The organism is Aureimonas endophytica (assembly GCF_014642635.1).
Taxonomy (GTDB): Bacteria; Pseudomonadota; Alphaproteobacteria; order Rhizobiales; family Rhizobiaceae; genus Plantimonas; species Plantimonas endophytica.
On record NZ_BMIQ01000007.1, the window covers coordinates 149,615 to 174,332 of the forward strand.

25 protein-coding genes are annotated in these 24,718 nt (G+C 70.5%); 9 read left to right on the plus strand and 16 right to left on the minus strand.

Annotation, left to right across the window (positions count from 1 at the left end; all coding sequences use genetic code 11):
- Positions 1-39: 39 nt before the first annotated feature.
- The 11 genes from IEY14_RS19950 to IEY14_RS20000 form a co-directional block, all read right to left on the minus strand.
- Positions 40-2,265, minus strand: coding sequence for a xanthine dehydrogenase family protein molybdopterin-binding subunit (locus tag IEY14_RS19950; RefSeq protein ID WP_188911608.1), 2,226 nt, complete (start codon positions 2,263-2,265; stop codon positions 40-42).
- Positions 2,262-3,260, minus strand: coding sequence for an FAD binding domain-containing protein (locus IEY14_RS19955; protein ID WP_188911609.1), 999 nt, complete (start codon positions 3,258-3,260; stop codon positions 2,262-2,264). The genes IEY14_RS19950 and IEY14_RS19955 overlap by 4 nt, the downstream gene beginning before the upstream one ends.
- Positions 3,257-3,793, minus strand: a complete 537-nt coding sequence (locus IEY14_RS19960) for a 2Fe-2S iron-sulfur cluster-binding protein (protein WP_244639602.1) — start codon at positions 3,791-3,793, stop codon at positions 3,257-3,259. Before IEY14_RS19960 ends, IEY14_RS19955 begins: the two co-directional genes overlap by 4 nt.
- Positions 3,794-3,941: 148 nt before the next feature.
- Positions 3,942-4,253 carry a BrnA antitoxin family protein gene (locus tag IEY14_RS19965; protein WP_188911614.1) on the minus strand — a complete coding sequence of 104 codons (312 nt, stop codon included), beginning with the start codon at positions 4,251-4,253 and terminating at the stop codon, positions 3,942-3,944.
- Positions 4,234-4,497 carry a BrnT family toxin gene (locus tag IEY14_RS19970; protein ID WP_188911616.1) on the minus strand — a complete coding sequence of 88 codons (264 nt, stop codon included), beginning with the start codon at positions 4,495-4,497 and terminating at the stop codon, positions 4,234-4,236. The genes IEY14_RS19965 and IEY14_RS19970 overlap by 20 nt, the downstream gene beginning before the upstream one ends.
- 82 nt (positions 4,498-4,579) lie before the next feature.
- Positions 4,580-5,218 (minus strand): cob(I)yrinic acid a,c-diamide adenosyltransferase, encoded by a 639-nt coding sequence (gene cobO, locus IEY14_RS19975; RefSeq protein ID WP_188911618.1) that lies wholly within the window; start codon positions 5,216-5,218, stop codon positions 4,580-4,582.
- A 2-nt stretch (positions 5,219-5,220) separates the two neighbouring features.
- Positions 5,221-9,015, minus strand: a complete 3,795-nt coding sequence (gene cobN / locus IEY14_RS19980; protein ID WP_188911620.1) for a cobaltochelatase subunit CobN — start codon at positions 9,013-9,015, stop codon at positions 5,221-5,223.
- Complete coding sequence (gene cobW, locus IEY14_RS19985; RefSeq protein ID WP_188911623.1) at positions 9,015-10,109, minus strand: cobalamin biosynthesis protein CobW; 1,095 nt, start codon at positions 10,107-10,109, stop codon at positions 9,015-9,017. The genes cobN and cobW overlap by 1 nt, the downstream gene beginning before the upstream one ends.
- Before the next feature lie 5 nt (positions 10,110-10,114).
- Positions 10,115-10,654 carry a bifunctional adenosylcobinamide kinase/adenosylcobinamide-phosphate guanylyltransferase gene (cobU, locus tag IEY14_RS19990; RefSeq protein ID WP_188911804.1) on the minus strand — a complete coding sequence of 180 codons (540 nt, stop codon included), beginning with the start codon at positions 10,652-10,654 and terminating at the stop codon, positions 10,115-10,117.
- Positions 10,655-10,736: 82 nt separating this feature from the next.
- A complete protein-coding gene (locus IEY14_RS19995) occupies positions 10,737-11,153 on the minus strand; it encodes a type II toxin-antitoxin system VapC family toxin (RefSeq protein WP_188911624.1) in 417 nt (138 codons plus the stop codon).
- Positions 11,150-11,491 carry a type II toxin-antitoxin system prevent-host-death family antitoxin gene (locus IEY14_RS20000; protein ID WP_244639603.1) on the minus strand — a complete coding sequence of 114 codons (342 nt, stop codon included), beginning with the start codon at positions 11,489-11,491 and terminating at the stop codon, positions 11,150-11,152. Before IEY14_RS20000 ends, IEY14_RS19995 begins: the two co-directional genes overlap by 4 nt.
- 125 nt (positions 11,492-11,616) lie before the next feature.
- Here IEY14_RS20000 and IEY14_RS20005 point away from each other — a divergent pair, with 125 nt between their 5' ends.
- Complete coding sequence (locus IEY14_RS20005) at positions 11,617-12,450, plus strand: SDR family NAD(P)-dependent oxidoreductase (RefSeq protein ID WP_188911625.1); 834 nt, start codon at positions 11,617-11,619, stop codon at positions 12,448-12,450.
- Here IEY14_RS20005 and IEY14_RS20010 read toward each other — a convergent pair.
- The 3 genes from IEY14_RS20010 to IEY14_RS20020 all read right to left on the minus strand — a co-directional run bounded on the left by IEY14_RS20010 (position 12,425) and on the right by IEY14_RS20020 (position 15,342).
- Positions 12,425-13,021, minus strand: coding sequence for a cytochrome b (locus IEY14_RS20010; protein WP_188911626.1), 597 nt, complete (start codon positions 13,019-13,021; stop codon positions 12,425-12,427). The genes IEY14_RS20005 and IEY14_RS20010 overlap by 26 nt on opposite strands.
- Before the next feature lie 81 nt (positions 13,022-13,102).
- Positions 13,103-14,593, minus strand: coding sequence for a cobyric acid synthase (locus IEY14_RS20015; protein WP_188911627.1), 1,491 nt, complete (start codon positions 14,591-14,593; stop codon positions 13,103-13,105).
- Between the two features lie 5 nt (positions 14,594-14,598).
- Positions 14,599-15,342, minus strand: coding sequence for a TSUP family transporter (locus tag IEY14_RS20020; RefSeq protein WP_188911628.1), 744 nt, complete (start codon positions 15,340-15,342; stop codon positions 14,599-14,601).
- A 240-nt stretch (positions 15,343-15,582) separates the two neighbouring features.
- On the opposite strand from IEY14_RS20020, the gene IEY14_RS20025 reads away from it, so the two are divergent.
- Genes IEY14_RS20025 through cobM form a run of 8 tightly spaced genes read left to right on the plus strand, consistent with a single transcriptional unit; the run spans position 15,583 to position 22,538 of the window.
- Entirely contained in the window at positions 15,583-16,710 is a 1,128-nt protein-coding gene (locus tag IEY14_RS20025) for a sirohydrochlorin chelatase (RefSeq protein ID WP_188911629.1), read from the plus strand.
- Positions 16,707-17,336 (plus strand): precorrin-8X methylmutase, encoded by a 630-nt coding sequence (locus IEY14_RS20030; protein ID WP_188911631.1) that lies wholly within the window; start codon positions 16,707-16,709, stop codon positions 17,334-17,336. The genes IEY14_RS20025 and IEY14_RS20030 overlap by 4 nt, the downstream gene beginning before the upstream one ends.
- The gene (gene cbiE, locus IEY14_RS20035; RefSeq protein WP_188911633.1) at positions 17,333-18,547 is read left to right on the plus strand and encodes a precorrin-6y C5,15-methyltransferase (decarboxylating) subunit CbiE; all 1,215 of its coding nucleotides are present in this window, start codon (positions 17,333-17,335) and stop codon (positions 18,545-18,547) included. The genes IEY14_RS20030 and cbiE overlap by 4 nt, the downstream gene beginning before the upstream one ends.
- On the plus strand, positions 18,544-19,278 hold the full coding sequence (cobI, locus tag IEY14_RS20040) for a precorrin-2 C(20)-methyltransferase (RefSeq protein WP_188911635.1): 735 nt from the start codon (positions 18,544-18,546) through the stop codon (positions 19,276-19,278). The genes cbiE and cobI overlap by 4 nt, the downstream gene beginning before the upstream one ends.
- Positions 19,275-21,113: a precorrin-3B C(17)-methyltransferase gene (gene cobJ / locus IEY14_RS20045; protein WP_188911637.1), complete on the plus strand. Its 1,839-nt coding sequence runs from the start codon at positions 19,275-19,277 to the stop codon at positions 21,111-21,113. Before cobI ends, cobJ begins: the two co-directional genes overlap by 4 nt.
- A gap of 9 nt (positions 21,114-21,122) precedes the next feature.
- Positions 21,123-21,410: a toxin-antitoxin system TumE family protein gene (locus IEY14_RS20050; RefSeq protein ID WP_188911639.1), complete on the plus strand. Its 288-nt coding sequence runs from the start codon at positions 21,123-21,125 to the stop codon at positions 21,408-21,410.
- Positions 21,403-21,765 (plus strand): HVO_A0114 family putative DNA-binding protein, encoded by a 363-nt coding sequence (locus IEY14_RS20055; RefSeq protein WP_188911641.1) that lies wholly within the window; start codon positions 21,403-21,405, stop codon positions 21,763-21,765. Before IEY14_RS20050 ends, IEY14_RS20055 begins: the two co-directional genes overlap by 8 nt.
- Positions 21,762-22,538: a precorrin-4 C(11)-methyltransferase gene (cobM, locus tag IEY14_RS20060; protein ID WP_188911643.1), complete on the plus strand. Its 777-nt coding sequence runs from the start codon at positions 21,762-21,764 to the stop codon at positions 22,536-22,538. The genes IEY14_RS20055 and cobM overlap by 4 nt, the downstream gene beginning before the upstream one ends.
- Here the strand turns inward: cobM and IEY14_RS20065 are convergent.
- Positions 22,510-23,253, minus strand: a complete 744-nt coding sequence (locus IEY14_RS20065; protein ID WP_188911645.1) for a cobalt-precorrin-6A reductase — start codon at positions 23,251-23,253, stop codon at positions 22,510-22,512. The genes cobM and IEY14_RS20065 overlap by 29 nt on opposite strands.
- Positions 23,243-24,340 (minus strand): cobalt-precorrin-5B (C(1))-methyltransferase, encoded by a 1,098-nt coding sequence (locus tag IEY14_RS20070; RefSeq protein WP_188911647.1) that lies wholly within the window; start codon positions 24,338-24,340, stop codon positions 23,243-23,245. The genes IEY14_RS20065 and IEY14_RS20070 overlap by 11 nt, the downstream gene beginning before the upstream one ends.
- Positions 24,341-24,718: the final 378 nt, after the last annotated feature.

Below are 24,718 nucleotides of genomic sequence, written 5' to 3' on the forward strand. Positions count from 1 at the left end.
CGCGTGCGCCGCGCCGCCCCGTCCTGATGAGCCGCCGGCTCAGTTCCGCTTCGCCCAGCCGGCCAGCACCTTGTCGAGCGTCATCGGATAGTCGCGCACCCGGACGCCCGTGGCATTGTAGATCGCGTTGGTCACGGCCGCGCCGACGCCGGAGATCGCGAGCTCGCCGATGCCCTTCGCCGCCAGCGGGCTCGCGGCGGGGTCGCGCTCGTCGACGAAGACCACTTCGAGCCTGCCGATATCGGCATTGACCGGCACATGGTATTCGGCGAGGTCGTGATTGACGAGAAGGCCGGTCCGCGTGTCGACGATCAGCTCCTCCGTCAGCGCGCCGCCGATGCCGAAGATCTGGCCGCCATAGCATTGCGAGCGCGCCGTCTTCTCGTTGAGGATGCGGCCGGCCGCCGCGACGGTGAGGAGGCGCCGCACCCGCGTCTCGCCGGTCACGGCATTGACCGCGACCTCGCAGAAATGCGCGCCATAGCTCGCCTGATGCGTTTCCTTGGCCATCTTGCCGGGCTTGAAATTGCCGATGACGGCGATCGGCGCCTTGCCGACGATCTCGGAGACCGGGCGCTGGCGATTGCCGGCGATCACCGTGCCGTCCTTCAGCGTCACGTCGTCTGGCGCGAGGTCGAGGCGCCGCGCGATCTCGGCGACGATGCCCTCGCAGGCGGCGAAGACGGAGGAGCCGGCGGAGTTGGCGCCCCAGGAGCCGCCGGAACCGGCGCCCTGCGGCAGGGCGGAGTCGCCGAGCTTCACCACGACGCTCTCGCGCGGCAGGCCCAGCATCTCGGCGGCGATCTGCTGGAGGATCGTATAGGTGCCGGTGCCGATATCCGTCATGTCGGTCTCGACCAGCGCCGTTCCGTCCGGCGCCAGCGTGACGCGGGCGGAGGAGGGCTGGAGCATGTTCTTGCGCGAGGCGGCCGACATGCCGATGCCGATATGCCATTCGCCCTCGCGCCGGCTCATCGGCGCCTTCGGCCGGTCGGCCCAGCCGAAGAGCTCGGCGCCCTTGTCCATGCATTCCACCAGCCGGCGCGAGGAGAACGGCAGGCCGTCCTGCGGGTCCTCGGCCGGTTCGTTCCGCTTGCGGAACTCGATCGGGTCGAGCCCCAGCTTTTCCGCCATCTCGTCGATGGCGTTTTCCAGCGCCAGCATGCCGACCGCCTCGCCGGGCGCCCGCATGGAGGCGGCGAGGAGGATGTTCACATCCGCCTTGCGATGCGTCACCCGCCGGTTGTCGCCGGCATAGAGGAAGACGGTCGAGATGCCGGCCGGCTCGAAGACGTTCTGTTCGGGCAGATTGCCGGACACCGTCTCATGCGCGATGGCGGTGATGCGCCCGTCCCGCGTCGCGCCGATGCGCAGGCGCTGGATCGTATCGGCGCGTCGCACGGTCGTCTGATAGACCTGCTGACGGGTCAGCACCGCCTTGACCGGCCGGCCGACCTCCCGCGCCGCGAGGGCGGCGAAGACCGCTTCCGGCGCGATGCCGAGCTTCGAGCCGAAGCCGCCGCCGACATAGGGGCTGACGATCCGCACCTTGCTCTTCGAGATGCCGAGCGCGGCGGCGAGCTGGCCGACATTGGTGGAGACGAGCTGATAGGAGCCGTAGACCGTCAGCTCGTCGCCGTTCCAGTCGGCGATGGAGGCGTGCGGCTCCATGGCGGAGGAGTTCTGGCTCGGCGTCGTATAGGTCGCGTCGAGTTGCACCTCCGCGGCGGCGAAGGCCTTGTCGAAATCGCCTTTCTCGACGGTCGAGGGCATCTGCTGCTCGCCGGGGTCGTAAGCCTCGTCCGCGACGGTGGCGAGGTCGTAGCGCCCGGCCTCGACCTCGTACTCCACCTCGACCAGCCGGGCGGCGTCGCGCGCCACCTCAAAGCTCTCGGCGACCACCATGCAGACCGGCTGGCCGTGATAGCTGACCTCGCCCTTGATGGCGGCGGGCTTCGAATCGCTCGGATCTGCGGCGCCGCGCGCCGCGCGCTCGTCGGTGACGACATGGAGGACGCCCTTCAGCGACAGGGCCGGCAGGGGATCGATGCGCTTGATGCGGCCGGCGCCGATCGGCGCCGTCACCAGATAGCCATAGGCGACCATCTTGCCGATCAGCTGCTCGTAGGCGTATTTCGCCGTGCCCGAGACCTTCAGCGGACCTTCGAAGCGCGTCAGGGCGCGGCCGATGACGTTCTGGCCGTTGCGGTCGAGACGCGTCTCGCCGACCGGCTTGTCCATCTTGTAGTCGTGGGACAGGCTCATGCCGCGTCTCCTTCCGCGTGGAGATCGGTCGCCTCGGCGAGGACCGCCGGCAGGGTCCGGCGCATCAGTTCGATCTTGAAGTCGTTGTCGCCCTGGCCCTTCGCGTCCTTCAGCAGGATCTCGGCGGCCTCGGCGAAGAGGGACGCGCTCGGCGCCTCGTCGATGAGCGCCTGTTCCACCGCCCCGTCGCGCCAGGGCACATGCGCGACGCCGCCGAAGGCGAGCTTCGCCGTGGCGATGCGGCCGCTCTCGACCTTGACGATGGCCGCGACGGAGATCAGCGCGAAGGCATAGGAAGCGCGATCGCGGACCTTGCGATAGATCTGTCGTCCGCCGAGCGGGGCGGGCAGATGGACCGCCGTGATCAGTTCGCCCGGTTCCAGATGGGTGTCGTCCTGCGGCCGGTCGCCCGGCAGGCGATGCAGGTCGGCGACGTTGAAGCGGCGCGTCGAGCCGTCCGGCTTCAGCGTCTCGATCTCGGCATCGAGGGCGCGCATCGCCACCGCCATGTCGGACGGATGCGTCGCGATGCAGTGCTCGCTGGCGCCGAGAATGGCATGGATGCGGGTGAAGCCGCCGATGGCGTCGCAGCCGCTGCCCGGCTCGCGCTTGTTGCAGCGGGCGGAGGGCTCGTAGAAATAGTTGCAGCGGGTGCGCTGCAGGAAATTGCCGCCGGTGGAGGCCTTGTTGCGCAGCTGGCCGCTGGCGCCGGCAAGGAGCGCGCGCGACAGCAGCGGATAGTCGCGCCGCACGTCCGGATGGGCGGCGAGATCGCTGTTGGAGACGAGTGCGCCGATCTTCAGGCCCTCGCCGCTCTTGTCTACGCCCGTCAGCGGCAGGCGGCTGATATCGACCAGCTTGTCCGGCACCTCGATCTGGAGCTTCATCAGGTCGAGGAGATTGGTGCCGCCGGCGATGAAGCGGGCCGTCGCGCCCTTGGCGGCGAGCGCCGCCTCGGCCGGGCTGGTGGCGCGGGCGTAGTCGAAGCTCCTCATGCCGCCACCTTCCGCTCGCTCTTCCCGGCCTCGACGGCGGGCGCCGCCTCGCGGATCGCGTCGACGATGTTCGGATAGGCCGAGCAGCGGCAAAGATTGCCGCTCATGCGCTCGGCGACCTCGGCCTCCGACAGTTCGACCGGCCCGCCGCCGAGATCGGCGCTGACATGGCTCGGCCAGCCGGCGGCGACTTCGCCGATCATGCCGACGGCGGAGACGATCTGGCCCGGCGTGCAATAGCCGCACTGGTAGCCGTCATGCTCCAGGAAGGCCTGCTGCATCGGATGAAGATGGCCCGGCCGGCCGAGACCCTCGATGGTGGTGATCTCGTCGCCCTCGTGCATCACGGCGAGCGTCAGGCAGGAATTGATGCGCCGCCCGTTCACCAGCACCGTGCAGGCGCCGCACTGGCCATGGTCGCAGCCCTTCTTGGAACCGGTGAGGCCGATATGCTCGCGCAGGGCGTCGAGTAGCGACGTGCGGATGTCGGTCTCGACCTCGTGCACTTCCCCGTTGACGTTCAGTCGTAGCAAAGCCGCGCTCCTTGTAACCATTCCAAGGTCGCAACGCGGCAGAGGCCATATGGTTGACGAAAAGGGGAATGGTCGCGACCGAAACGGGGACTCGCCGGTCCGGACGACGACATCCGGATTCGACCCGGGAAATCGTCGCGGACGCGACCTACAATTTGGCGTTCTTCAGGACTTCGTTGATCCGCGACTGCCAGCCTTTGCCCGTCGCCTTGAACTTCGCGACCACATCCGCATCGAGGCGAAGCCGGACTTCCTGACGCTTTTCCTGCCTCGCCGGATGGTCGCGGTCGCGCCGGAGGCTTTCCGCGAGGCCGGGAAAGACCTCCGCAAAAGGTTTGGCCTTGGCGAAATCCTCTTCCGTCCATTCCGGATTGTCGGACACCTCGTCCCAATCCTTTCGGGCATAACCATGCATCTCGGCGTGGACGGGATCGAATCCGTCAGTCCTCTTGTCGGTCATAGAGCCTCCTTTCCAGATGCGAGGCCGGTCTCATGCTGACGATCGAGATCGCCTCCGATCCGAGCGGTCGGAAGACGGCGGCGACCACCAGGATATGGTCGAGCCGACCGATCGCCAGAAAGCGGTTGCCATGGCCTGGACGGATAAGGGCTCCCGCGAAGAACTCGTCGTTCAGGGCGGCGAAATCCAATCCATGCTTGGCGAGATTGCTGCGGCGTTTCGGTTCGTCCCAAACGATCCTCATGCAATGGCTCTCGTAGCATATAAGATCGGACGCGCTCCGGCAAAACCGGCCCCGACGAGCCTCTCGGAGAGGCGAGGGCTCGTCAGAACTCGATGCCCTTCTGCGCCTTCACGCCAGAGCGGAACGGATGCTTCACCGCCTCCATCTCGGTGACGAGATCGGCGAGCTCGATCAGCTCCTCCTTGGCGTTGCGGCCGGTGACGACGACATGCTTCATCGGCGGCCGGTTGCGCAGCACCTCCAGCACCTCGGCGAGATCGAGATAGTCGTAGCGCAGCACGATGTTGAGTTCGTCCAGGAGGACGAGATCGTGCTCGTCGTCCATGACGAGCGCCTTCGCCCGTTCCCAGGCGGCGGCGGCGGCCTCGATGTCGCGGCGGCGGTCCTGCGTCTCCCAGGTGAAGCCGTCGCCCATGGCGGTGATCGTCACGCGGTCCTCGAAGCGCTCCAGCGCCACGCGCTCGCCCGTTTCCCACTTGCCCTTCACGAACTGGACGATGCCGACCTTCATGCCGTTGCCGAGCGCCCGGAAGACGAGGCCGAAGGCGGCGGTCGACTTGCCCTTGCCCTTGCCGGTATGGACGATGAGCAGGCCCTTCTCGACCGTCTTGGTCGCGAGGATCTTGTCGCGCGCCGCCTTCTTCTTTTTCATCTTCTCGGCATGGCGCGCGTCCAGCTCGTCCTGCGTCATCGCCGCCAGCGCCGGGGACTTGTCCGACATCGCTATCTCCCGAGTTCCATCAGGGCCGAATTGGAGCGCGGGCGCCAGAGCCCGCGCCGGATCGCCTCGGCCAGCCGCGCGCGCAGCTCCGCGAAGGCCGCCGGATTGTTGGCTTCGAGAAAGCCCGCCACCGTCTCGTCCAGCACGAAGGCGCGGTGCACCAGCTCGAAATGATGATCGGCGACGGCACCGGTCGTCGCCGCGAAGGCGAAGAGATAGTCGACCGTCGCGGCGATCTCGAAGGCGCCCTTGTAGCCGTGGCGCATGGTGCCGGCGATCCATTTCGGATTGGTGACGCGCGCCCGGACGACCCGGCCGATCTCCTCCTCCAGACTGCGGATCACTGGCCGCTCGGGCCGCGAATGGTCGTTGTGATAGACGCTCGGGCGCCGGCCCGACAGCGTCTCGACCGCCGCAGTCATGCCGCCCTCGAACTGGTAGTAGTCGTCGGAATCGAGGAGGTCGTGCTCGCGATTGTCCTGGTTCTGGACGACCGCCTCGACTTGCTCCAGGCGCCGCTCGAAGCCGGCGCGGTCCGCCTCGCCCTCGCCGCCGGCGCCATAGGCATAGCCGCCCCAGACGAGATAGGCCTCCGCCAGATCGCCCCTGGTCTCCCAGCCGCGCTCGTCGATCAGCGCCTGGAGGCCTGCGCCATAGGCGCCTGGCTTGGCGCCGAAGACGCGGAAGCCGGCGCGGCGCGCGGCCTCGCGCTCCGTCAGGCCCGAGGCCCGCAGCAGGGCGGTCTCCTCGCGCATGCGGGCCGCAAGCGGATTGTCGGCCGCGTCCTCGTCGAGGGCGCCGATGGCGCGGGCGGCGCGGTCGAAGAGCGCGATCTGGTCGGGAAAGGCGTCGCGGAAGAAGCCGGAGACGCGCAGGGTCACGTCGACGCGCGGCCGTCCGAGAGCGGCGAGCGGCACGATCTCGAAGCCGGAAACGCGCCGGCTGCCGGCATCCCAGACCGGCCTCGCGCCGATCAGCGCCAGAGCCTGCGCGATGTCGTCGCCGCCGGTGCGCATATTGGCCGTGCCCCAGACGGAAAGGCCGAGGGCGCGGGGATAGTCGCCATGATCCTGGACATGGCGGGTGAGCAGCAGCTCGGCCGATGTCCGGCCGATCGTCCAGGCGGTCTCGGTCGGCACGCTGCGCGTATCGACGGAATGGAAGTTGCGCCCGGTGGGCAGGACGTCCGGCCGGCCGCGCGTCGGTGCGCCGGACGGGCCGGGCGGCACGAAGCGTCCGTCGAGGCCGGCGAGCAGCCCGGCGATCTCGGCGGGACCGGAGGCGGTGACGGCCGGGCGCAGCCGCGTCTCGATCCCGGCGAGAACGGCGCGCGTCGCCGTCCAGGCCGGGTCCGGTTCGCTCTCGCCGGCGACGAGCCTTCCCGCCAGGAGCTCGATCCGCTCCACCGTGTCGCCGGCCGTGCGCCAGGGGTCGGACGCGACATCCATGAGCACCGGCGGTCTCGGGCCTCGCCAGGGGGCGGCCATGTCGCAGGCGAGGGGATCGAAGGGAGTGGCGGTGGAAAGGGTGTCGCCCCCCTCCACCACGTCGGACATAGAGGCTTCCGAGCCCAACCCCAGATCCGCCGCGATCGCCCGCTGCAACGACGCCTCGCCGGGTTCAAAGCCGCGCGGCATGCGAGCGAGGGCGGTGAGAAGGTCGGTGAGCAGGCGGCCCTCCGGCGCGCGGCCGAAGACATGCAGGCCGTCGCGGATCTGCATTTCCTTCAATTCGCAGAGATAGGCGTCGAGACGCTCCAGCCGCTCGGTCTCGTCGCCGGCGAGAAGACCGGCATCGCGGTCGAGGCCGCTATCGGCGACGAGGTCGAGGATGGCCTTGCGCAGCAGCGCGGCGCGGCGCGGATCGCCCTCCGTCGCCGCGTAATATTCGTCGACCAGCGCTTCGAGATCGCGCAGCGCGCCGTGATTCTCGGCGCGGGTCAGAGGCGGCGTCAGATGGTCGACGATCACCGCCGCCGTCCGGCGCTTGGCCTGCGTGCCCTCGCCCGGATCGTTGACGATGAAGGGATAGAGATGCGGCAAGGGTCCGAGCACGGCTTCGGGGAAGCAGTCTTCGGACAGCGCGAGGGCCTTGCCCGGCAACCATTCGAGATTGCCGTGCTTGCCCATATGGATCACCGCATCGGCGCCGAAGCCCTCGCGCAGAAAGGCGTAGAAGGCGAGATAGTGGTGCGGCGGCACGAGATCCGGCGCGTGATAGCTCGATTTCGGATCGATATTGTAGCCGCGCGCCGGCTGCACGCCGACGATCGCGTGGCCGAAGCGGCGGAGCGGCAGGGCGAAGCCGCGCCCCGGCAGGACGAAGGGATCGTCTTCCGGCGCGCCCCAGCGCGCCGTGACGGCGGCGCGGACCGCTTCCGGCAAGGCGGCGAAGATGCGGCGATAGTCGGCGAGCGGCAGGGTCTCGCGGACGGCGCGGCCGGCAAGGCCGGCATTGGTCGGGCCTTCGAGGAGGCGGGCGACGAGCGCGTTGCCATCCGCCGGCAGGTCCTCGACCGCATAGCCCGCCGCCCGCAGCGCGCCGAGCACCTCGACCGTGCCGGCCGGCGTGTCGAGCCCGACGCCGTTGGCGGTCCGCCCGTCCCGGTTCGGATAGTTGGCGAGGACGATCGCGACGCGCCGTTCGGCGGCCGGCCGGCGGCGCAGCGCGATCCAGGCACGGGCGAGATCGGCGACATGGGCGATCCGATCCGGCACCGGCCTGTGGCGCACCACGTCGATCTCGGCTTGCGCGTCCCATTCGCCCGCCGACTTGAAGGCGAGGGCGCCGGCGAAGACCCGGCCGTCGATCTCCGGCAGGGCGACGCTCATGGCGAGGTCGCGGGGGGAAAGCCCGCGCGGCGAGGCGCGCCACGCCTCTTCCGTGCCGCTGCCGAGCACCGCCTGCAAGACCATGGCGCCGCTCTCGTCAAGCACCGTGCCGCCCGGCTCGCCGACCGCGAAGCCGGTGAGATTGACGACGAGATCCGGCGCCGTCCGGGCGAAGAGGGCGCGCAGCGTCTCGATCGAGACCGGATCCTTCAGGCTCGTGACATAGATCGGGAGGGGGGAGAGGCCGCGCGCTTCGAGCGCTGTCGCCAGCGCGTCCACCGCTTCCGTCTGGCCGCTCTGGACGAGCGCCCGGTAGAAGACGATGGCCACCGTCGGGCGGGTCTCGCCGGTGGCTGGCGCGTCGCTCGTTCCGGCCGGCGTGGAGAAAGGCTCCGCTCGCGATCCTCGCGCCTTCGCCGTCTCATCCGAAAGCCGTCCCGCCTTCAGGATCGGCCGCGCCGCGACGGGCCAGTCGCTGCCGTCGAGGATCGCCCGGCAGGCGGCGAGGAAATGGCCGGCATTCTCCGCGCCGCCTTCCGTCAGATAGCGCCAGAGCGCCAGGCGCTCGGCGGGCGGCAGGGTGGAAAGGGCGGCCAGTTCCGGGTCCTCGCGATCGTCGCCCGGCAGGGCGGCGAAGCGGATCGACCGCTCGCGGGCGAGGCTCGCCAGCCGCTCGGCGCCGTGGCGCCAATAGGCCGCGCCGCCGAGAAGGCGCAGGACGATCAGCCGCGCGTGCCGCGCCGTCCTCTCGACATAGGTGTCGACCGACATCGGATGGCCGAGCCGCAGGAGATTGGCGAGCCGGAGATCGGGCGCGTCCGGCCCGAGCCGGCGTGCCGCCGCCGCCAGCGCCGCGAGTTCCGTATCCGCCGCCGACAGGACCAGGAGATCGGCCGGCGTCTGGCGGAGATCCACCGCCTCGGCGCCGTCGGCGATCGTGCCCCTTTGGGCGGCGAGAAGATGCATCAGGCGGCGGTCGCGGCGCGCGCGCCCGCGCGTGTGAGGTCCTCGATCGCCGCCGCGATCCGGGCCTCGGCGGCCTCGTCCAGCGCCTCGTGCAACCCGATCACCACCAGCCGCGTGCCGCGCGTCTCGCCCGCGTCCCAGCGACGGTCGAAATAGGTCTCGATCCGCTCGCCGACCGCCTGGACGACGAGGCGCATCGGCTTGCCCGCGACCTCCGCGAAACCCTTGACGCGCAGGATGTCCTCCCGCCGGATCAGCGCCTTCAGCCCTTCGGTGAAGGCCGCGACGTCGGCGATCGGGCCGGCCGCCGCGACGAAGCTCTCGAAATCGTCGTGGTCATGCGCCCTGCCGTTCTCGTGCTCGATCTCGTGATGCGACCGGCGACCGGCGATGAGCTCCTCCGTCGCGGCGCCGAGGCCGAGAAGGACCTCGGCCGGCAGGCGGCCGCCCGAGGCCGGCACCGCCTTGACGGCGCGCCCGCCCGCCGCCGCCTCCACCGCGTCGCGCACCGCCTGCATCTCGTCCGTGCCGACGAGATCGGCCTTGTTGAGGATCACGAGATCGGCGGCGCGGATCTGGTCCTCGAAGAGTTCCTCCAGCGGATTGTCGTGGTCGAGGCTCGCATCCGCGGCCCGGGCCGCCGCGATCGCCTCCTCCTCGTCGGCGAAGCGGCCGGCGGCCACGGCATGGGCGTCGATCACCGTCACGACGCCGTCCACCGTCACCCGCGCCTTCACCTCGGGCCAGTTGAAGGCGGCGACGAGCGGCTGGGGCAGGGCGAGGCCGGAGGTCTCGATGACGATATGGTCCAGCCGGTCGGCGCGCTCGATCAGCTTCTCCATGGTGGGGATGAAGTCGTCGGCGACGGTGCAGCAGATGCAGCCATTGGTCAGCTCGACCACGTCCTCCTCGCGGCAGGTCTCGGCGCCGCAGCCCTTCAGCAGGTCGCCATCGACGCCGAGATCGCCGAACTCGTTGATGATCAGCGCGATCCGCCGCCCTTCGGCATTCTGGAGAAGGTTGCGGATCAGCGTGGTCTTGCCCGCGCCGAGAAAGCCGGTGACGACGGTCGCGGGAAGTTTCTTCGACGCCATGGGGGTCAACCTTTGAGAAGGAGGGGCAGGCCGGCGGCGACGAAGACGACGCGGGCCGCGAGAGTCCCGAGGGACTGGTGCAGGAGGCCGGCATGGTCGCGGAACTCGCGCGCCATGCGGTTGTCCGGCACGATGCCGAGACCGACCTCGTTGGAGATGAGCAGGACGGGACCGGCGGGCGGCGTTTCGAACAGCGCGGCGAATCGCGCCGCCTCGTCCGCCACGTCGCGCTCGGCCAGCATCAGATTGGTGAGCCAGAGCGTCAGGCAGTCGACGACGACGACGCGGCCGGGCGCCGCCTCGTGAAGAATCGCCGCGCCGAGCTCGAACGGCGCCTCGATGCTGCGCCAGTTCGGCCCGCGCCGATCCTTGTGATGGGCGATGCGCGCCGCCATCTCGCCGTCCGTGCCGAAGTCCTGGGCGGTCGCGATATAGACCGGAGCGAGCCCCGAGGCCTCGGCGAGACCCTCGGCATAGCGGCTCTTGCCCGAGCGCGCGCCGCCGAGCACCAAGGTCAGCCCTTCGCCAAGGATGGAACTCGTCATCATCCCGCGCTGCATGCGTCGGGGAGGGACATTCGTCAACCGGCGGCGCTCGACATCCGCGGCTTGGCCAGCCTGGGAATGATCAATCGTCCCAAGGATTGATGATCGAAACATCCAGGCGTTTGAAATGCGAGACATTGCGGGTCACGATCGGCAGCTCGTGACAGATGGCTGTCGCCGCGATCATGGTGTCCTCGTCGAATCGCATGTCCGGCGTCGGCAAGCCGCCGCAAAGCAACGCAATGGGAATATCGAAAGGAAGAACGCGCGACGCGAATTCCGGCAGAAGCGCCTCGTTGAACCAGAAGGCGAGCTGTTCGGCGAATTTCGTCTGGCGCCGTCTTTCCATTTCGATGCCACGACGGATTTCCGTCAACGAAATCGCGGAAAGATAGGCCTCCTTTATATCGAAGTGTCGTGCCCAGCGCTGGAAGGGCAGCGTTTGACGGTCTGGCCGGCGAAGCCCGGATATGGCGACCGTATCGAGAAGAACCTTCACAATTCGATCTCGCGGCCGAAATTTGAAAAGCGTTCGAACTCAAAATCGAAATCGGCCTCCGGCCGCATATCGGCCAAGTCCGCCAGCGTCCGCTTCGGTGCCTTTCCCGCCGCCGGCTCGCCCGCCGTCAGTCGCTCGTAGCGCTCGTAGGACATGAGCACGAAGCGGTTGCGGCCGTGTTCGGTGACGATCAGCTCGCGCTCCGCCGCTGCCCGCTTGGCGGCGCTCGGATTCTGGTTGAACTCTTGCGAGGTCATGATCGGAAGCGCCTCGCCGACCGGCGGCCGTGAAACGCGCCCACGCGCCTGCGCGTCGTCCCGTGTCGTCTTGGCGGGCATCGGCAAATCCTAGTATGTCTTCGCATAAACATACTAGATTTTCACGCCCCCGCAACGGGCAGGCTTTGCGGGGGCGGGATCGGGCCTTATCTTCGGCGCACGCCATTTCGAGCCGCGAGCCTGCCATGCCCCATCCCGCCCTTGCTCCCGATCATGTCGCCTTCATCACCGGAGGCGCCGCCGGCATCGGGCTCGCCATTGCGCGGCGCCTGCTCGAAGCCGGCCTCACCGTCGTCATCGCCGATCGCGACGAGGCGGCGCTGGCCGCGGCGCGGCAGGCGCTCGGCGCGGGCGAGCGGCTGACGACGCTGGCGCTCGACGTCGCCGATCGCGGCGCGATGGAGGCGGCGGCGGCGAAGGTCTTCGAGGCCTTCGGCGCGGTGCATGTCCTCGTCAACAATGCCGGCATCCAGCCGGGCTCCTCCGTGCTGGAGGCGGCGAACTGGGACCGGGTCCTCGCCGTCAATCTCGGCGGCGTCGTCAACGGCTGCCAGGTCTTCGTGCCGCGCATGATCGAAGGCGGCGCCGGCGGCATCGTGATCAATACCGGCTCGAAGCAGGGCATCACCACGCCGCCCGGCGATCCGGCCTACAACGTGGCGAAGGCCGGGGTGAAGGTCTTCACCGAGGCGCTGGAGCACGACTTGCGCAATCGCGAGGGCGCACGGATCACGGCGCATCTCCTCATTCCCGGCTTCGTCTTCACCGGCCTCACCAAGGGCGAGCGGACGGAGAAGCCGGCCGCCGCCTGGACGCCGGAAGAGACGGCGGACTTCATGCTGGAAAGCCTGGAGCGCGGCGACTTCTATATCCTCTGCCCGGACAATGACGTGCCGCGCGCGCTGGACGAGAAGCGCATCGCCTGGGCGGCCGGCGACATCGTGGAGAACCGCCCGCCCTTGTCGCGCTGGCACAAGGACTGGGCGGAGCCGTTCAAGGCCTATCTGGCCCGGGATTGAGGGGCAGGGCGCTCGAGCCCTTCACCATCCGGTCGAGCGTCGCGTCGCGCCGCACGAAGCCGTGATAGAGCGCGATCGCCGCGTGAAGCACGATACAGGCGAGAAGCGTCCAGGCGAGGATGACATGGGCATCCGCCAGCGGCGCGAACGTCGCCCGATCGGCCCAGGGCTCGCCCGGCGCGACGAGCTGGACGCCATAGACGGTGAAGCCGCGCCCGAGGCCGATGGCGCGGACGATCATCAGCGGCGGGATGACGATCATCAGCCCGTAGAGCAGCAGCTGGCCGAGGCTGGCGGCGAGACGCTCCTGCGAGGGGCCGGCATGCGGCGGGCGGCGGTGGAGATTGGCGAGGCCCCAGAGCCCGCGCAGCACCACGAGGCAGAACAGGGTGAAGCCGACCGAATAATGCGTCGACCAGAAGAAGGCGTCGACCGGGCTGTCCTCGGCGACGACCCGCACGATTCCCGTCGTGAACTGCCAGGCGAAGAGCGCCGCCATGCCCCAATGCAGCGTGCGGGTGACGAGGCCATAGCCCTCGCGATCGTCTCTCATCGGTGCGGCCGTGAACATGCCTGTCTCCGCTTGGCGATTCGTTGGTCGCCTTCCTTCCGGCCGGATGATGGAGAATTTTGGCCGGCGGAAAAGAGCCGATTACGCGGTGTTGATGCCGTCCTGCGCGATGGCGAGCAGCGCCTCGACATCGAGATGGCGGGCGAGCGCCGCCGCGATCTCGTCCAATGCCGCGTCGAGCGCCGCCCGGTGGTCGCGCGGCCCGGCGGTATGACCGAGACGGGCGAGAAAGTCGCGCCGCCAGGCATCGGCGGCGAAGAGCCCGTGCAGGTAGGTGCCGAACACGCGGCCGTCGGCGCTCGCCGCCCCTTCCGCCCGCCCGTCGATCAGCGCCACCGGCCGCGCCCGGTCCGGCCCCTCGGTGCGGCCGAGATGGATCTCGTAGCCTTCGAGCGGCAGGCCGGCGGGCGAGACGGCGCGCGTCTCGCGCACGGTCTTGTCCGGTTCGAGCACCGTCTCGACATCGAGAAGGCCGAGCCCTTCCGCCTCCGCGACATCGCCCTCGATGCGATGCGGGTCGCGGATGCGCCGCCCCAGCATCTGGTAGCCGCCGCAGAGCCCGACGACATGGCCGCCGCGTTCGACATGGCGGCGGAGATCGCGGTCCCAGCCCTCGCTCCGCAGGGCGGCAAGATCGGCGATGGTCGATTTCGAGCCGGGAATGACGACGAGCCGCGCCGCTTCCGGCAGCGGCTCGCCGGGCGGCACGAAGCGGACGGCAAGGCCGGGCTCGGCCCGCAGCGGGTCGAGATCGTCGAAATTGGCGATGCGCGGCAGGACCGGCACCGCGACGAGGAGCGGCGCGGCCTCGGCCCGGCCGAGACGCTCCAGCGCCACCGAATCCTCCGCGGGCAGGCGCGCGGCGGCGGGAAGATGGGGCACGAGGCCGAGCGACGGCCAGCCGGTGAAGCGCGTGACGGCGGCGAGCCCGTCGGCGAAAAGCGACGGGTCGCCCCGGAACTTGTTGACGAGGAAGCCGCGGATCATCGCGCGGTCGGCCGGATCGAGCACGAGATGCGTGCCGGCCAGCGCCGCGATGACGCCGCCCCGGTCGATGTCGCCGACGAGGACGACCGGCACCCCGGCCGCCCGCGCGAAGCCCATATTGGCGATGTCGCCGGCGCGCAGGTTGATCTCGGCCGGCGAGCCCGCGCCCTCAACGACCACGATCTCCGCCTCCTCGGCCAGCGCGGCGAAGCTCTCCCGCACCTTCGGCAGGAAGTTCGCCTTGAGGCGCTGGTAGTCGCGCCCTTCGGCGCGGCCCGCGACGCGGCCCTGGAGCACGATCTGGCTGCCGGTCGAGGATTGCGGCTTCAGGAGCACCGGGTTCATGTGGATGCTGGGCGGCACGCGGCTGGCGAAGGCCTGGAGCCATTGGCCGCGCCCGATCTCGCCGAAGGCCTCGGTGCCCGGGATCGCCGCCACGGCGGCGTTGTTCGACATGTTCTGCGGCTTGAAGGGCCGCACCGCGAGACCGCGATCGGCGAGAAGCCGGCAGAGCCCGGCGACGAGCACCGTCTTGCCGACGTCGGAGCCCGTGCCCTGCAGCATGATCGCGGCGGCGCGGCGCATAGGCCTCAGCCGAAGAGCAGCTTCGCGGCGAGCGCGAGGCAGACGGTGACGAGCAGCGGCCGGATGATCCTGGCGCCGAAGCGCATCGCGAAATGCGCGCCGAGCCGGGCGCCGACGAACTGGCCGACGCCCATGGCGAGGCCGAGGCCCCAGAGGATCGAGCCCGACAGGGCGAAGACGGCGAAGGCGCCGATATTGGAGGCGAAGTTGAGGAGCTTGGTATGCGCCGTCGCCTTCAGGACGCCGAAGCCGGCGAGCGTCACGAAGGCCAGCATGAAGAAGGAGCCGGTGCCCGGCCCGAACAACCCGTCATAGGCGCCGATGCCCGGCACGACGCCGAGGGCGAAGGCCTTGGCCGGCATGCGCCGTTCGGCATCGGCATCCGACAGGCCGGGCCGGAAGGCGAAGTAGAGCGCGACGGCGATGAGCAGGAAGGGCAGGAGCGCCCGCATCGCCTCCGTCGGAATGACAAGCGCGGCGCCGGCGCCGACCACCGAGCCGAGCAGCGACAGGCCCGCCATCGGCGCGAGCTTGCGCAGGTTCAGATGCCCCTTCGTCGCGAAGGCGAGCGTCGCCGAGCCGGAGCCGAACATGCCCTGGAGCTTGTTGGTGCCGAGCGCCTGGACGGGCGGGATGCCGGCGATGAGCAGGGCCGGAATCGTGATGAGGCCGCCGCCGCCGGCGATGGCGTCGATGAAGCCGGCGGCGAAGGCCGCCGCGACGAGAAGCAGGAAGAGGTCGATCGGCATGACGCGATCGCATGCGCTGCCCTCATCCGTCCGTCAACTGGCCTCCCCGATTTGACCTTCGCCGCGCAGTCCTGTTTAGGTCGCGGCTTCACTGACGGTGCCCGGCGCGCGGCCGGGCCGGATGCGATCGCGCGGGAGGCCGACCCAAGCCGGGGGCCGAGCGCGCGGACTGTCGGAACGGCGCGCCGCCCTCGAGGGCGGATCGCTTCCTCCGGCGCGATCGAGACGGAGGACGACGAGATGCGGGCCATCATGCTTTGCGGCCATGGCAGCCGGGACGCGGCGGCGATGGTGGAATTCGCCGGACTGGCGGAGAAGCTGAAGCGCCGCCTGCCGGACTATCCGCTGGAATACGGCTATCTGGAATTCGCCCGGCCGATCATCCGCGACGGTCTCGCCAAGCTGAAGGCCGGCGGGGCGCGGGAGATCCTGGCCTTGCCCGGCATGCTCTTCGCCGCCGGCCATGCGAAGAACGACATTCCCTCCGTCCTCAACACCTGGGCCAGCGCCAACGGCATGACCGTGCCCTATGGGCGCGAGCTCGGCATCGACCCGAAGATGATCCGCGCGGCGGGCGAGCGCATCCGCGAGGCGCTGCGCGCCGGCGGCTGGCGCGACGGCGAATCGCTGCACGACACGATGCTGGTCGTCGTCGGGCGCGGCGCCTCCGACCCGGACGCCAATTCCAACGTCGCCAAGGTCATGCGCATGCTCTGGGAAGGGCTCGGCTTCGGCTGGGGCGAGACCGCCTATTCGGGCGTGACCTTTCCCCTGGTCGAGCCGGGGCTCGAACATGCGACCCGCCTCGGCTACCGTCGCATCGTCGTCTTTCCCTATTTCCTCTTCACCGGCATCCTCGTGCGGCGCATCTACGAGCACACGGATCTCGTCGCCGCCCGCCACCCGGAGATCGCCTTCCTGAAAGCGCCCTATCTCGGCGCGCACGACCTCGTGGTCGAGACCTTCGTCGATCGGCTCGGCGAGATCCTCGAAGGCACGAACAACATGAATTGCGGAATGTGCAAATATCGCGAGCAGGTGCTCGGCTTCGAGGCGGAGGTCGGACTGCCGCAGGAAAGCCACCACCATCACGTGGAGGGCATCGGCACCTCGGCCGATCATGGCCATCACCATCACGGCGACGGGCATCACCACCACCATCATCATGGCGATGGGCACGATCACGCGCATCCGCACGACCATGCTCACCACGATCACGATCACGATCACGATCACGACCATGGCCACCATCGTCATGGCCATAGTCATGACCACGGCGCGGACGGCCACGGCCATCACCATCCCTATCCGCATGCCGACCATCCGCTGGGGCCGCGCTCGCTGAAGGCGGGGGGAGGGCACGGGTGACGGCCGCGCTCGACTATCTGCGCGACCCGGAGGCGATCTATGCGGCGAGCTTCGCCGCGATCCGCGCCGAGGCCGATCTCGCGGCGCTGTCCCCGGCGGCCCATCCCCTGGCGATCCGCCTCGTCCATGCCTGCGGCATGCCCGACATCCTCGCCGATCTCGTCCTATCGGAAGATGCGGTTTCCGCCGGCGAGGCCGCCTTGCGCGCCGGCGCGCCGATCCTCGTCGATGCCGAGATGGTGGCGCATGGCGTGATCCGCCGCCGCCTGCCGGCCGGCAATGCCGTGATATGCGCGCTGAACGAGCCGGCGGTGCCGGCGCTCGCGGCCCGGCTCGGCACGACGCGCTCGGCCGCGCAGGTCGAGCTCTGGCGCCGCTCGATCGAGGGGGCGGTCGTCGCCATCGGCAACGCGCCGACGGCGCTCTTCGCGCTTCTCGAAAAGCTCGATGCCGGCTGGCCGCGCCCGGCCTTGATCCTCGGCTTTCCGGTCGGCTTCGTCGGCGCGGCGGAATCGAAGGCCGAGCTCGTCCGCGATCCGCGCGGCGTGCCCTTCGTCGCGCTGGCCGGCCGGCGCGGCGGCTCGGCTTTGGCGGCGGCGGCGGTCAACGCGTTGTGCGCGCCATGACGGCGCCCTGGCTCACCCTCATCGGCATCGGCGACGGCGGCCTCGCGACGCTGACGCCGGAGCAGCGCCGCGCCCTCGACATGGCCGAGACCGTGTTCGGCGGCGCGCGCCATCTCGCCATGCTGGAGGAGGGCGGGCCGGAGCGCGTCGTCTGGCGTTCGCCCTTCGAGGCGGCGCTCGACGATCTCCTGGCGCGGCGCGGCCGGCGCGTCGCGGTGCTGGCGACCGGCGATCCGATGTGGTTCGGCGTCGGCGGCACGCTCGCCCGCCGGCTGGCGCCGGGCGAGATGCGCGTCCTGCCGGGACCCTCCGCCTTCTCGCTGGCCGCCGCCCGTCTCGGCTGGCCGATCGAGGACTGCACCTGCCTCTCGATCCATGGGCGGTCGATCGGCCTGATCGACCGGCATCTCCGGCCGGGCGCCCGCCTTCTCGTCTATGCCTGGAACGGCGACAGCCCGCGCGAGCTGGCCCGCCGCCTCACCGGACGCGGCTTCGGGCCGAGCCGCCTCACCGTGCTCGAACATCTCGGCGGCGGCGCCGAGCGCGTGCGGGAGACGAGCGCCGCCGATTTCGATCTCGAAGGCGTCGCCGATCTCAACACCGTGGCGGTGGAATGCGTCGCCGGCCGCGCCGCGATGCCGCGTCCGCTGGTGCCGGGTCTTCCCGACGACGCCTTTCTTCACGACGGCACGATGACGAAGCGGGTGCCCCGGGCCCTGGCGCTCGCCGCGCTCGAACCGATGCCGGGCGCGCTTCTGTGGGATGTCGGGGCGGGCTGCGGCTCGATCTCGGTGGAATGGCTGCGGGCCGCCGAGGGCATGGCGGCGATCGCCATCGAGCCGCGCGCCGAGCGACGCCTGATGATCGCGGAGAATGCCGATGCGCTGGGCGGCCCCGGCCTGACCCTGGTCGAGGGGCGGGCGCCCGTCGCCTTCGCCGGCCTGCCCGCGCCGGACGCGATCTTTCTCGGCGGCGGCCTGTCGGAGGGCGTGCTGGCCCCGGCCTGGGAGGCGTTGCCGCCGGGTGGGCGCCTCGTCGCCCATGCCGTGACGCTGGAATCGGAGGTCCTGTTGATCGATGCGCATCGCCGCCTCGGCGGCGAGCTCCTGCGCCTGTCGGTCGAGCGGGCCGAGCCGGTCGGGCCGTTCCAGGGCTGGCGGCCGGCGATGCCGGTCCTCCATTGGCATGCGACGAAGGGGGACGCGCGGTGACCGGACGGCTCTACGGGCTCGGCCTCGGACCGGGCGATCCCGAACTCCTGACGCTGAAGGCGGCGCGGCTTCTCGCCGCCGTGCCGGTGATCGCCTATCCCCATGCCGAGGGCGGCGACAGTCTCGCCCGGCGCATCGCGGCGCCGCATCTGCCGGGCGGCCAGATCGAGATCCCGATCGGCCTCTGCATGACCACGGCGCGCCGGCCGGCGCAGGACGCCTATGACGCGGCGGCGGCGGCGATGACGGCGCATCTCGCGGCCGGCCGCGACGTCGCGGCGCTCTGCGAGGGCGATCCCTTCTTCTACAGCTCCTTCATGTATCTCTTCGAACGTCTCGCCGCCCGTTTTCCGGTGGAGATCGTGCCGGGCGTCTCCTCGCTCGGCGCCGCCGCCGCGCTCGCCCGCCGCCCGCTCGCGGCGCGCAATGACGGCTTCGCCGTCGTGCCGGCGCCGCTCGCCGACGCCGCCATCGCCCGGCGGCTGGAGGGCGCCGAGGGCTTCGCCATCCTGAAGCTCGGCCGGCATTTCGCCCGGGTGAAGGCGCTGCTCGCGACGCTCGGCCTCGCCGAGCACTGCACCTATGTCGAGAACGCCACCATGCCCGGCGGGCGCGCCCTGCCGCTGGCGGAGACCGGCGACGAGGCGCCCTATTTCTCGCTGATCCTTGGCTATCGCGGCACCGAGCCGGCTTTGCGGCTGCGGTCGCGCCAAGCGGAGCTTTCGGCATGAGGCCGGCGGTGGTGGTTCTGTCGCCCTCGGCGCTGCCGCTGGCGCGTCGCGTCGCGGCGGTCGTCGGCGGCGAGCTGCATGGGCTCCGCTCGCGCCTCGCCGAGCCGGAGATCGAGATCGGTTTCGCCGAGACGGGCGATCACTTGCGCCAGCTCTTCCTCGCCGGGCGGCCGATCCTCGGCCTGATGGCGGCCGGCGCGCTGATCCGGCTTCTGGCGCCGCTTCTCGCCGACAAGCGGGCCGAGCCGCCGGTTCTCGCCATCGCCGAGGACGGCACCAGCGCCGTGCCTCTTCTCGGCGGCCATCACGGCGCGAACGATCTGGCGCGCCGCCTCGCCGAACGTCTCGGCGCCCATGCCGCCGTCACCACGGCCGGCGACCTGCGCTTCGGCCTGTCGCTCGACGCGCCGCCGGCGGGCTGGGTGCTGGACAATCCGGACGATGCGAAGGCGGTGATGGCCGAACTCGTCGCCGGCGGCGAGGCCTGGATCGAGGGCGCCCCGGCGGACTGGCTGGAGGCGGCGGCGCTGCCCTTCAGCGACGACGGCCGCGTGACGCTCAGCGTCACCGAGGCGGCGCGCGCGGCCCGGCCGCTCGAACTCCTTTATCGGCCGAGGACGCTGACGCTCGGCATCGGCGCCGAGCGTGGCGCCCCGGCGGAGGAAGCGATCGCGCTCGCGGAGAGCGTGCTGGCCGAGGCCGGCCTCTCGCCGCTCGCGCTGGCCGGCGTGTTCTCGCTCGATCTCAAGGCCGACGAGCCGGCCGTCCATGCCGTCGCGGACCATTTCGGCGTGCCAGCCCGCTTCTTCGGGGCCGAAGAGCTCGAAGCCGAGACGCCGCGCCTCGCCAACCCGTCGGATCTCGTTTTCCGCGAGACCGGCTGCCATGGCGTCGCGGAAGGGGCGGCGCTCGCCGCCGCCGGGCCGGAAGGCGTTCTCGTCGTGGCGAAGCGCAAGGGCGCCCGCACCACGGCCGCGCTCGCCCGCTCGCCGGGGGTGATCGAGCCGGAGACCCGTGGCCGGGCGCGGGGCACGCTCTTCGTCGTCGGCATCGGCCCGGGCGCCGCCGATTGGCGTTCGCCGGAGGCCGGCCGCATGGTGGAGGAGGCGAGCGACCTCGTCGGCTATTCGCTCTATCTCGATCTTGTCGGTCCGCTCGCCACGGGCAAGGCGCGGCACGACTTCCCGCTCGGCGCGGAAGAGGCGCGGGTGCGCCATGCGATGGAGCTTGCCGGCGAGGGCCGGCGCGTCGCGCTCGTCTGTTCGGGCGATGCCGGCATCTATGCCATGGCGAGCCTCGTCTTCGAGCTCCTGGACAAGGGCGGCCTGTCGGCACCGGCGCAGCGGATCGAGATCGCCGTCGCGCCGGGCATCTCGGCGCTCCAGGCCGCCGCCGCGCGGGCCGGGGCGCCGCTCGGCCACGACTTCTGCACCATCTCGCTGTCCGATCTGCTGACGCCCTGGGATGCGATCCAGCGCCGGGTCCGGGCGGCGGCGGAGGGCGATTTCGTCATCGCCTTCTACAATCCCGTCTCCAGGCGCCGCCGCACCCAGCTCGCCTTCGCCCGCGACCTCCTGCTCCGCCACCGGCCGGCGGCGACGCCGGTGGTGCTCGCCACCAATCTCGGCCGTCCGGGCGAAAGGGTGCGCGTCGTCCCGCTGGAGGCGCTCGACGTCGAGGAGGTCGACATGCTGACGGTGGTCATCGTCGGCTCCTCGGAAAGCCGGACGGTGCGAACGGGCGACGGCCGCCTCTTCGCCTATACGCCGCGCGGCTATGCCGGCAAGGCGGAGACGGGGATTGCGCCGGTTGATGCTGTCGAGAGCATATGCTAAATATAGCATATGAAGGCGCGTCTTCTGCTGGATTACAAGATCGTGCGGTCCGACGGCGCGATCGTGCAGATGCGGGTCTGGCGCCTGCCGGAGGCGACCCCCGAGCGGCCGCATGGTCTCAAATATTCGCTGTTCTACGGCCGGGGCGGCCGGCGCATCGTCGGATACGACAACGAGCGGGGAAAGGGCGATCATCGGCATTACGGCGACCGGGAAGAGGCCTATCGCTTCCGCTCGCTCGCCGAACTCATCGCCGATTTCGAACGCGACATCCTGAAGGAGCAAGGCGATGACTGAGATCATGCTGCGCGTCTCCAGCCTCGACCAGTTCTTCGCCGAGGCCAAGCACGCCGCCGCCGCGATCGATCGCGGCGAGGAAATCGCCCATCGTCCGGTGGTCGGCTTCGAGGGGTTCCAGACCTTCCTGAAGGTCATGACGGCCAATCGCTGGACGCTGCTGGGGCGTCTACGCTCGGTCGGCGCTTCCTCGATCCGGGCGCTGGCCGGACATCTCGGGCGCGATTATCGCGGCGTGCACGCGGATGTCGCGGCCTTGCTCGAACTCGGCCTCATCGAGAAGGACGAGGCCGGCAAGATCTTCGTGCCCTGGTCGCGCATCACCGCCGAACTCTCGTTCGAGGACGCCGCATGACGGTGCATTTCATCGGCGCCGGTCCCGGCGCGCCGGATCTCATCACCTTGCGCGGGCTGCGGCTGATCGAGCGCTGCCCGGTCTGTCTCTATGCCGGTTCGCTGGTGCCGGCGGAGATCGTCGCGGCCGCGCCGCCCGGCGCGCGGGTCATCGACACCGCGCCGATGGTCTTGGACGAGATCCTGGCGGAGATCGCGGCGGCGAATGAACAGGGGCTCGACGTCGCGCGCGTCCATTCGGGCGATCCCTCGCTCTATGGCGCGACGGCCGAGCAGATGCGCCGGCTGGATGCGCTCGGCATCCCTTACGAGGTGACGCCGGGCGTGCCGGCCTTCGCCGCCGCCGCCGCCGCGCTGAAGACCGAACTCACCGTGCCCGGCCTCTGCCAGAGCGTGATCCTCACCCGCACGGCGATGAAATCCTCCGCCATGCCAGAGGGCGAGGAGCTGGCGACGCTCGGCCGGAGCGGCGCGACGCTGGCGATCCATCTCTCGGTGCGCAACATCCCGCATATCCAGCGCGAACTCCTGCCCTTGCCCGGCTATGGCCCGGACTGTCCGGTGATCGTCGCCTTCCGCGTCGGCTGGCCGGACCAGAGCTTCCTGCGCGGCACGCTGGCCGATATCCACCGTCAGGTGCGCGACGCCAAGCTGACGCGCACCGCCCTGATCCTCGTCGGTCGGGCGCTCCAGGCGAGCGGGTTCGAGGAGTCCCATCTCTACGGCGCCGATCACGTCCATCTGCTCAGGCCGAAGCGCCGAGCCAGTCCATGACCGCCGCGATCGTGGCGACGACGGGCGGCGCCGGCGCCGCCATCCGCTCGATCAGCGTGACAGGCAGGCCGAGCCGGCGGGCGGCCTCGATCTTCGCATATGAGGCCGCGCCGCCGGAATTGCGCGAGACGAGCCAGTCCGCGCCCGTTTCGGCCAGAAGCGCCGCTTCCGCCCGCCAGTCCTCGCCCGGCTTGCCGAAGACGAGCCGCGCCGGAAAGGGCAGCGGCTCGGCCGGCGGCTCGACCATGCGGGTGACGAAGCGGAGGTCCGGCCGCGCGGCGAAGGGCGCGAGATGCTGGCGCCCGAGCGCTAGAAAGACCGTGGCGCCCGCCGGAAGGCTCGCCGCCGCCGCCTTGAGGCAGGGAACGCGATGCCAGTCGTCGCCCGCGATCGCCTCCCAGGCCGGGCGCTGGAGCGCGAGGCGCGGCACGCCCGCGCGCTCGGCAGCCTCCGCCGCCGCGCGCGAGATGCCGATCGCGAAGGGATGCGTCGCGTCGACGAGCCGGGTCACGCCCTCCGCCCGGAGCACATGCGCGAGGCCGGCGCTGCCGCCGAAGCCGCCGATCCGCACCTCGTCCGCCGGGCGTTGCGGGCTCGCCGTGCGCCCGGCCAGGGAGACGATGAGTCGGGTCGCCGGCATCTCCGCCGCGATGCGTCGGGCAAGGGCATTGGCCTCCGCCGTGCCGCCGAGAAGAAGGATCGTGTCAGCCGGCATGGCCGATCACCGCGCCGCCTCGGTCGACGACGAGAATCTCCACCGCGACCGGCGCGTCGCGCAGAACCTCGCGCACCGTGGCGAGGGCCGCGCGCGCGACGCCCTCCGCCAGATCGATGCCGGCCGCGCGGGCGAGATCGAGCGCCGCCTTCGCCGTATTGGCGGCGAGGATCGCGGAGCGCGGCGCGTGCTCCCCGGCGAGATCCGCCAGAAAGGCGTTGTCGACCTGGCTGCGGCCGGAATGGAGGTCCAGCGCGCCGGCGCCGAGCTTCGCCAGCTTGGCGAAGCCGCCGGCGATGGTGAGGCGCGGCAGCGGATGGGCGCGCAGATATTTGAGAAGCCCGCCGGCGAAGTCGCCCATGTCGAGATAGGCGATCTCCGGCAGATCGGGATAAAGGCGCCGCGCCGCGTCCTCGCTGGTCGAGCCGGTGGCGCCGACGACATGGGCGAGGCCCGCCGCCCGCGCGACATCGACGCCGCGATGGATCGAATGGATCCAGGCCGAGCAGGAGAAGGGATGCACCACGCCCGTCGTGCCGAGAATGGAAAGCCCGCCGAGAATGCCGAGGCGGGGATTCCAGGTCTGGCGCGCCAGCTCCTCGCCGCCGGCGACGGAGATGGTGACGGCGACATCCGGCGCCCGGCCATGCTCCGCGCAGAGCGCCTCCACGACCGCGCGCATCAGCCGGCGCGGCACCGGATTGATCGCCGGCTCGCCCGGCGGCAGGGGAAGGCCCGGCAGGGTCACGGTGCCGACGCCCGGTCCCGCGTGGAAGGTGACGCCCGCGCCCGGGTGCCCGAAGCGCACCGCCGCCTCGATCTCGGCGAGATGGGTGACGTCGGGATCGTCGCCGGCATCCTTGACGATCGCGGCCCTCGCGATCTCTCCGTCCAGCCGGTGCCGGGCGAGCGCGAAGGCCGGCCGCTCGCCCTTGGGCAGGACGATCTCCACCGGATCGGGAAAGCCGCCGGTGAAAAGCGCCGTCAGCGCCGCCTTGGTCGCGGCGGTGGCGCAGGCGCCCGTCGTCCAGCCGCGTCGAAGCGGCCGGCCGTCGTCCGGAGGTCCGTCGCCGAGATTGAAGCCCATGACAGGCTTATAGGGGCGTCGGGCGTCCGCGCCAATGCAAGCGCTTTGCGTCAATGCGCCAAGCGAAATGCGCGGCGGTGGAGAGGAGGAGGCTCGCTAACGCTCGCCACCCCCCTCTGGGCTGCCGCCCATCTCCCCCTCAAGGGGGGAGATCGCGGTTTCGAGGTCTCGCAACTCCTGCGTCCGAAGCGATACCTGGCAACATCGTCCGCGCTTAGCCTGATCTCCCCCCTTGAGGGGGAGATGCCGGCAGGCAGAGGGGGGTGCGAAGGCGAAAGCCTTCGAATGGCGCGGCGGTGGAGAGGGTGGGCCTCGCCGAAGCTCGCCACCCCCCTCCGGGCTGCCGCTCCTCTCCCTTTCAAGGAAGAAGATCGCGGT

Bases quoted from the DNA above. Each gene is read 5' to 3' on its own strand.
- IEY14_RS20070 (WP_188911647.1), bottom strand. From the start codon at position 24,340: ATGGGCTTCAATCTCGGCGACGGACCTCCGGACGACGGCCGGCCGCTT.
- IEY14_RS19955 (WP_188911609.1), bottom strand. From the start codon at position 3,260: ATGAGGAGCTTCGACTACGCCCGCGCCACCAGCCCGGCCGAGGCGGCG.
- cobO (WP_188911618.1), bottom strand. From the start codon at position 5,218: ATGTCGGACAAGTCCCCGGCGCTGGCGGCGATGACGCAGGACGAGCTG.
- IEY14_RS20020 (WP_188911628.1), bottom strand. From the start codon at position 15,342: ATGCCGATCGACCTCTTCCTGCTTCTCGTCGCGGCGGCCTTCGCCGCC.
- cobN (WP_188911620.1), bottom strand. From the start codon at position 9,015: ATGCATCTTCTCGCCGCCCAAAGGGGCACGATCGCCGACGGCGCCGAG.
- IEY14_RS19970 (WP_188911616.1), bottom strand. From the start codon at position 4,497: ATGAGGATCGTTTGGGACGAACCGAAACGCCGCAGCAATCTCGCCAAG.
- cobU (WP_188911804.1), bottom strand. From the start codon at position 10,654: ATGACGAGTTCCATCCTTGGCGAAGGGCTGACCTTGGTGCTCGGCGGC.
- cobM (WP_188911643.1), top strand. From the start codon at position 21,762: ATGACGGTGCATTTCATCGGCGCCGGTCCCGGCGCGCCGGATCTCATC.
- IEY14_RS20015 (WP_188911627.1), bottom strand. From the start codon at position 14,593: ATGCGCCGCGCCGCCGCGATCATGCTGCAGGGCACGGGCTCCGACGTC.
- cobJ (WP_188911637.1), top strand. From the start codon at position 19,275: ATGAGGCCGGCGGTGGTGGTTCTGTCGCCCTCGGCGCTGCCGCTGGCG.
- cobW (WP_188911623.1), bottom strand. From the start codon at position 10,109: ATGGCGTCGAAGAAACTTCCCGCGACCGTCGTCACCGGCTTTCTCGGC.
- IEY14_RS20010 (WP_188911626.1), bottom strand. From the start codon at position 13,021: ATGTTCACGGCCGCACCGATGAGAGACGATCGCGAGGGCTATGGCCTC.
- IEY14_RS20005 (WP_188911625.1), top strand. From the start codon at position 11,617: ATGCCCCATCCCGCCCTTGCTCCCGATCATGTCGCCTTCATCACCGGA.
- IEY14_RS19965 (WP_188911614.1), bottom strand. From the start codon at position 4,253: ATGACCGACAAGAGGACTGACGGATTCGATCCCGTCCACGCCGAGATG.
- IEY14_RS19950 (WP_188911608.1), bottom strand. From the start codon at position 2,265: ATGAGCCTGTCCCACGACTACAAGATGGACAAGCCGGTCGGCGAGACG.
- IEY14_RS20050 (WP_188911639.1), top strand. From the start codon at position 21,123: ATGAAGGCGCGTCTTCTGCTGGATTACAAGATCGTGCGGTCCGACGGC.
- IEY14_RS20055 (WP_188911641.1), top strand. From the start codon at position 21,403: ATGACTGAGATCATGCTGCGCGTCTCCAGCCTCGACCAGTTCTTCGCC.
- cbiE (WP_188911633.1), top strand. From the start codon at position 17,333: ATGACGGCGCCCTGGCTCACCCTCATCGGCATCGGCGACGGCGGCCTC.
- IEY14_RS20065 (WP_188911645.1), bottom strand. From the start codon at position 23,253: ATGCCGGCTGACACGATCCTTCTTCTCGGCGGCACGGCGGAGGCCAAT.
- IEY14_RS20025 (WP_188911629.1), top strand. From the start codon at position 15,583: ATGCGGGCCATCATGCTTTGCGGCCATGGCAGCCGGGACGCGGCGGCG.
- IEY14_RS20000 (WP_244639603.1), bottom strand. From the start codon at position 11,491: ATGCCCGCCAAGACGACACGGGACGACGCGCAGGCGCGTGGGCGCGTT.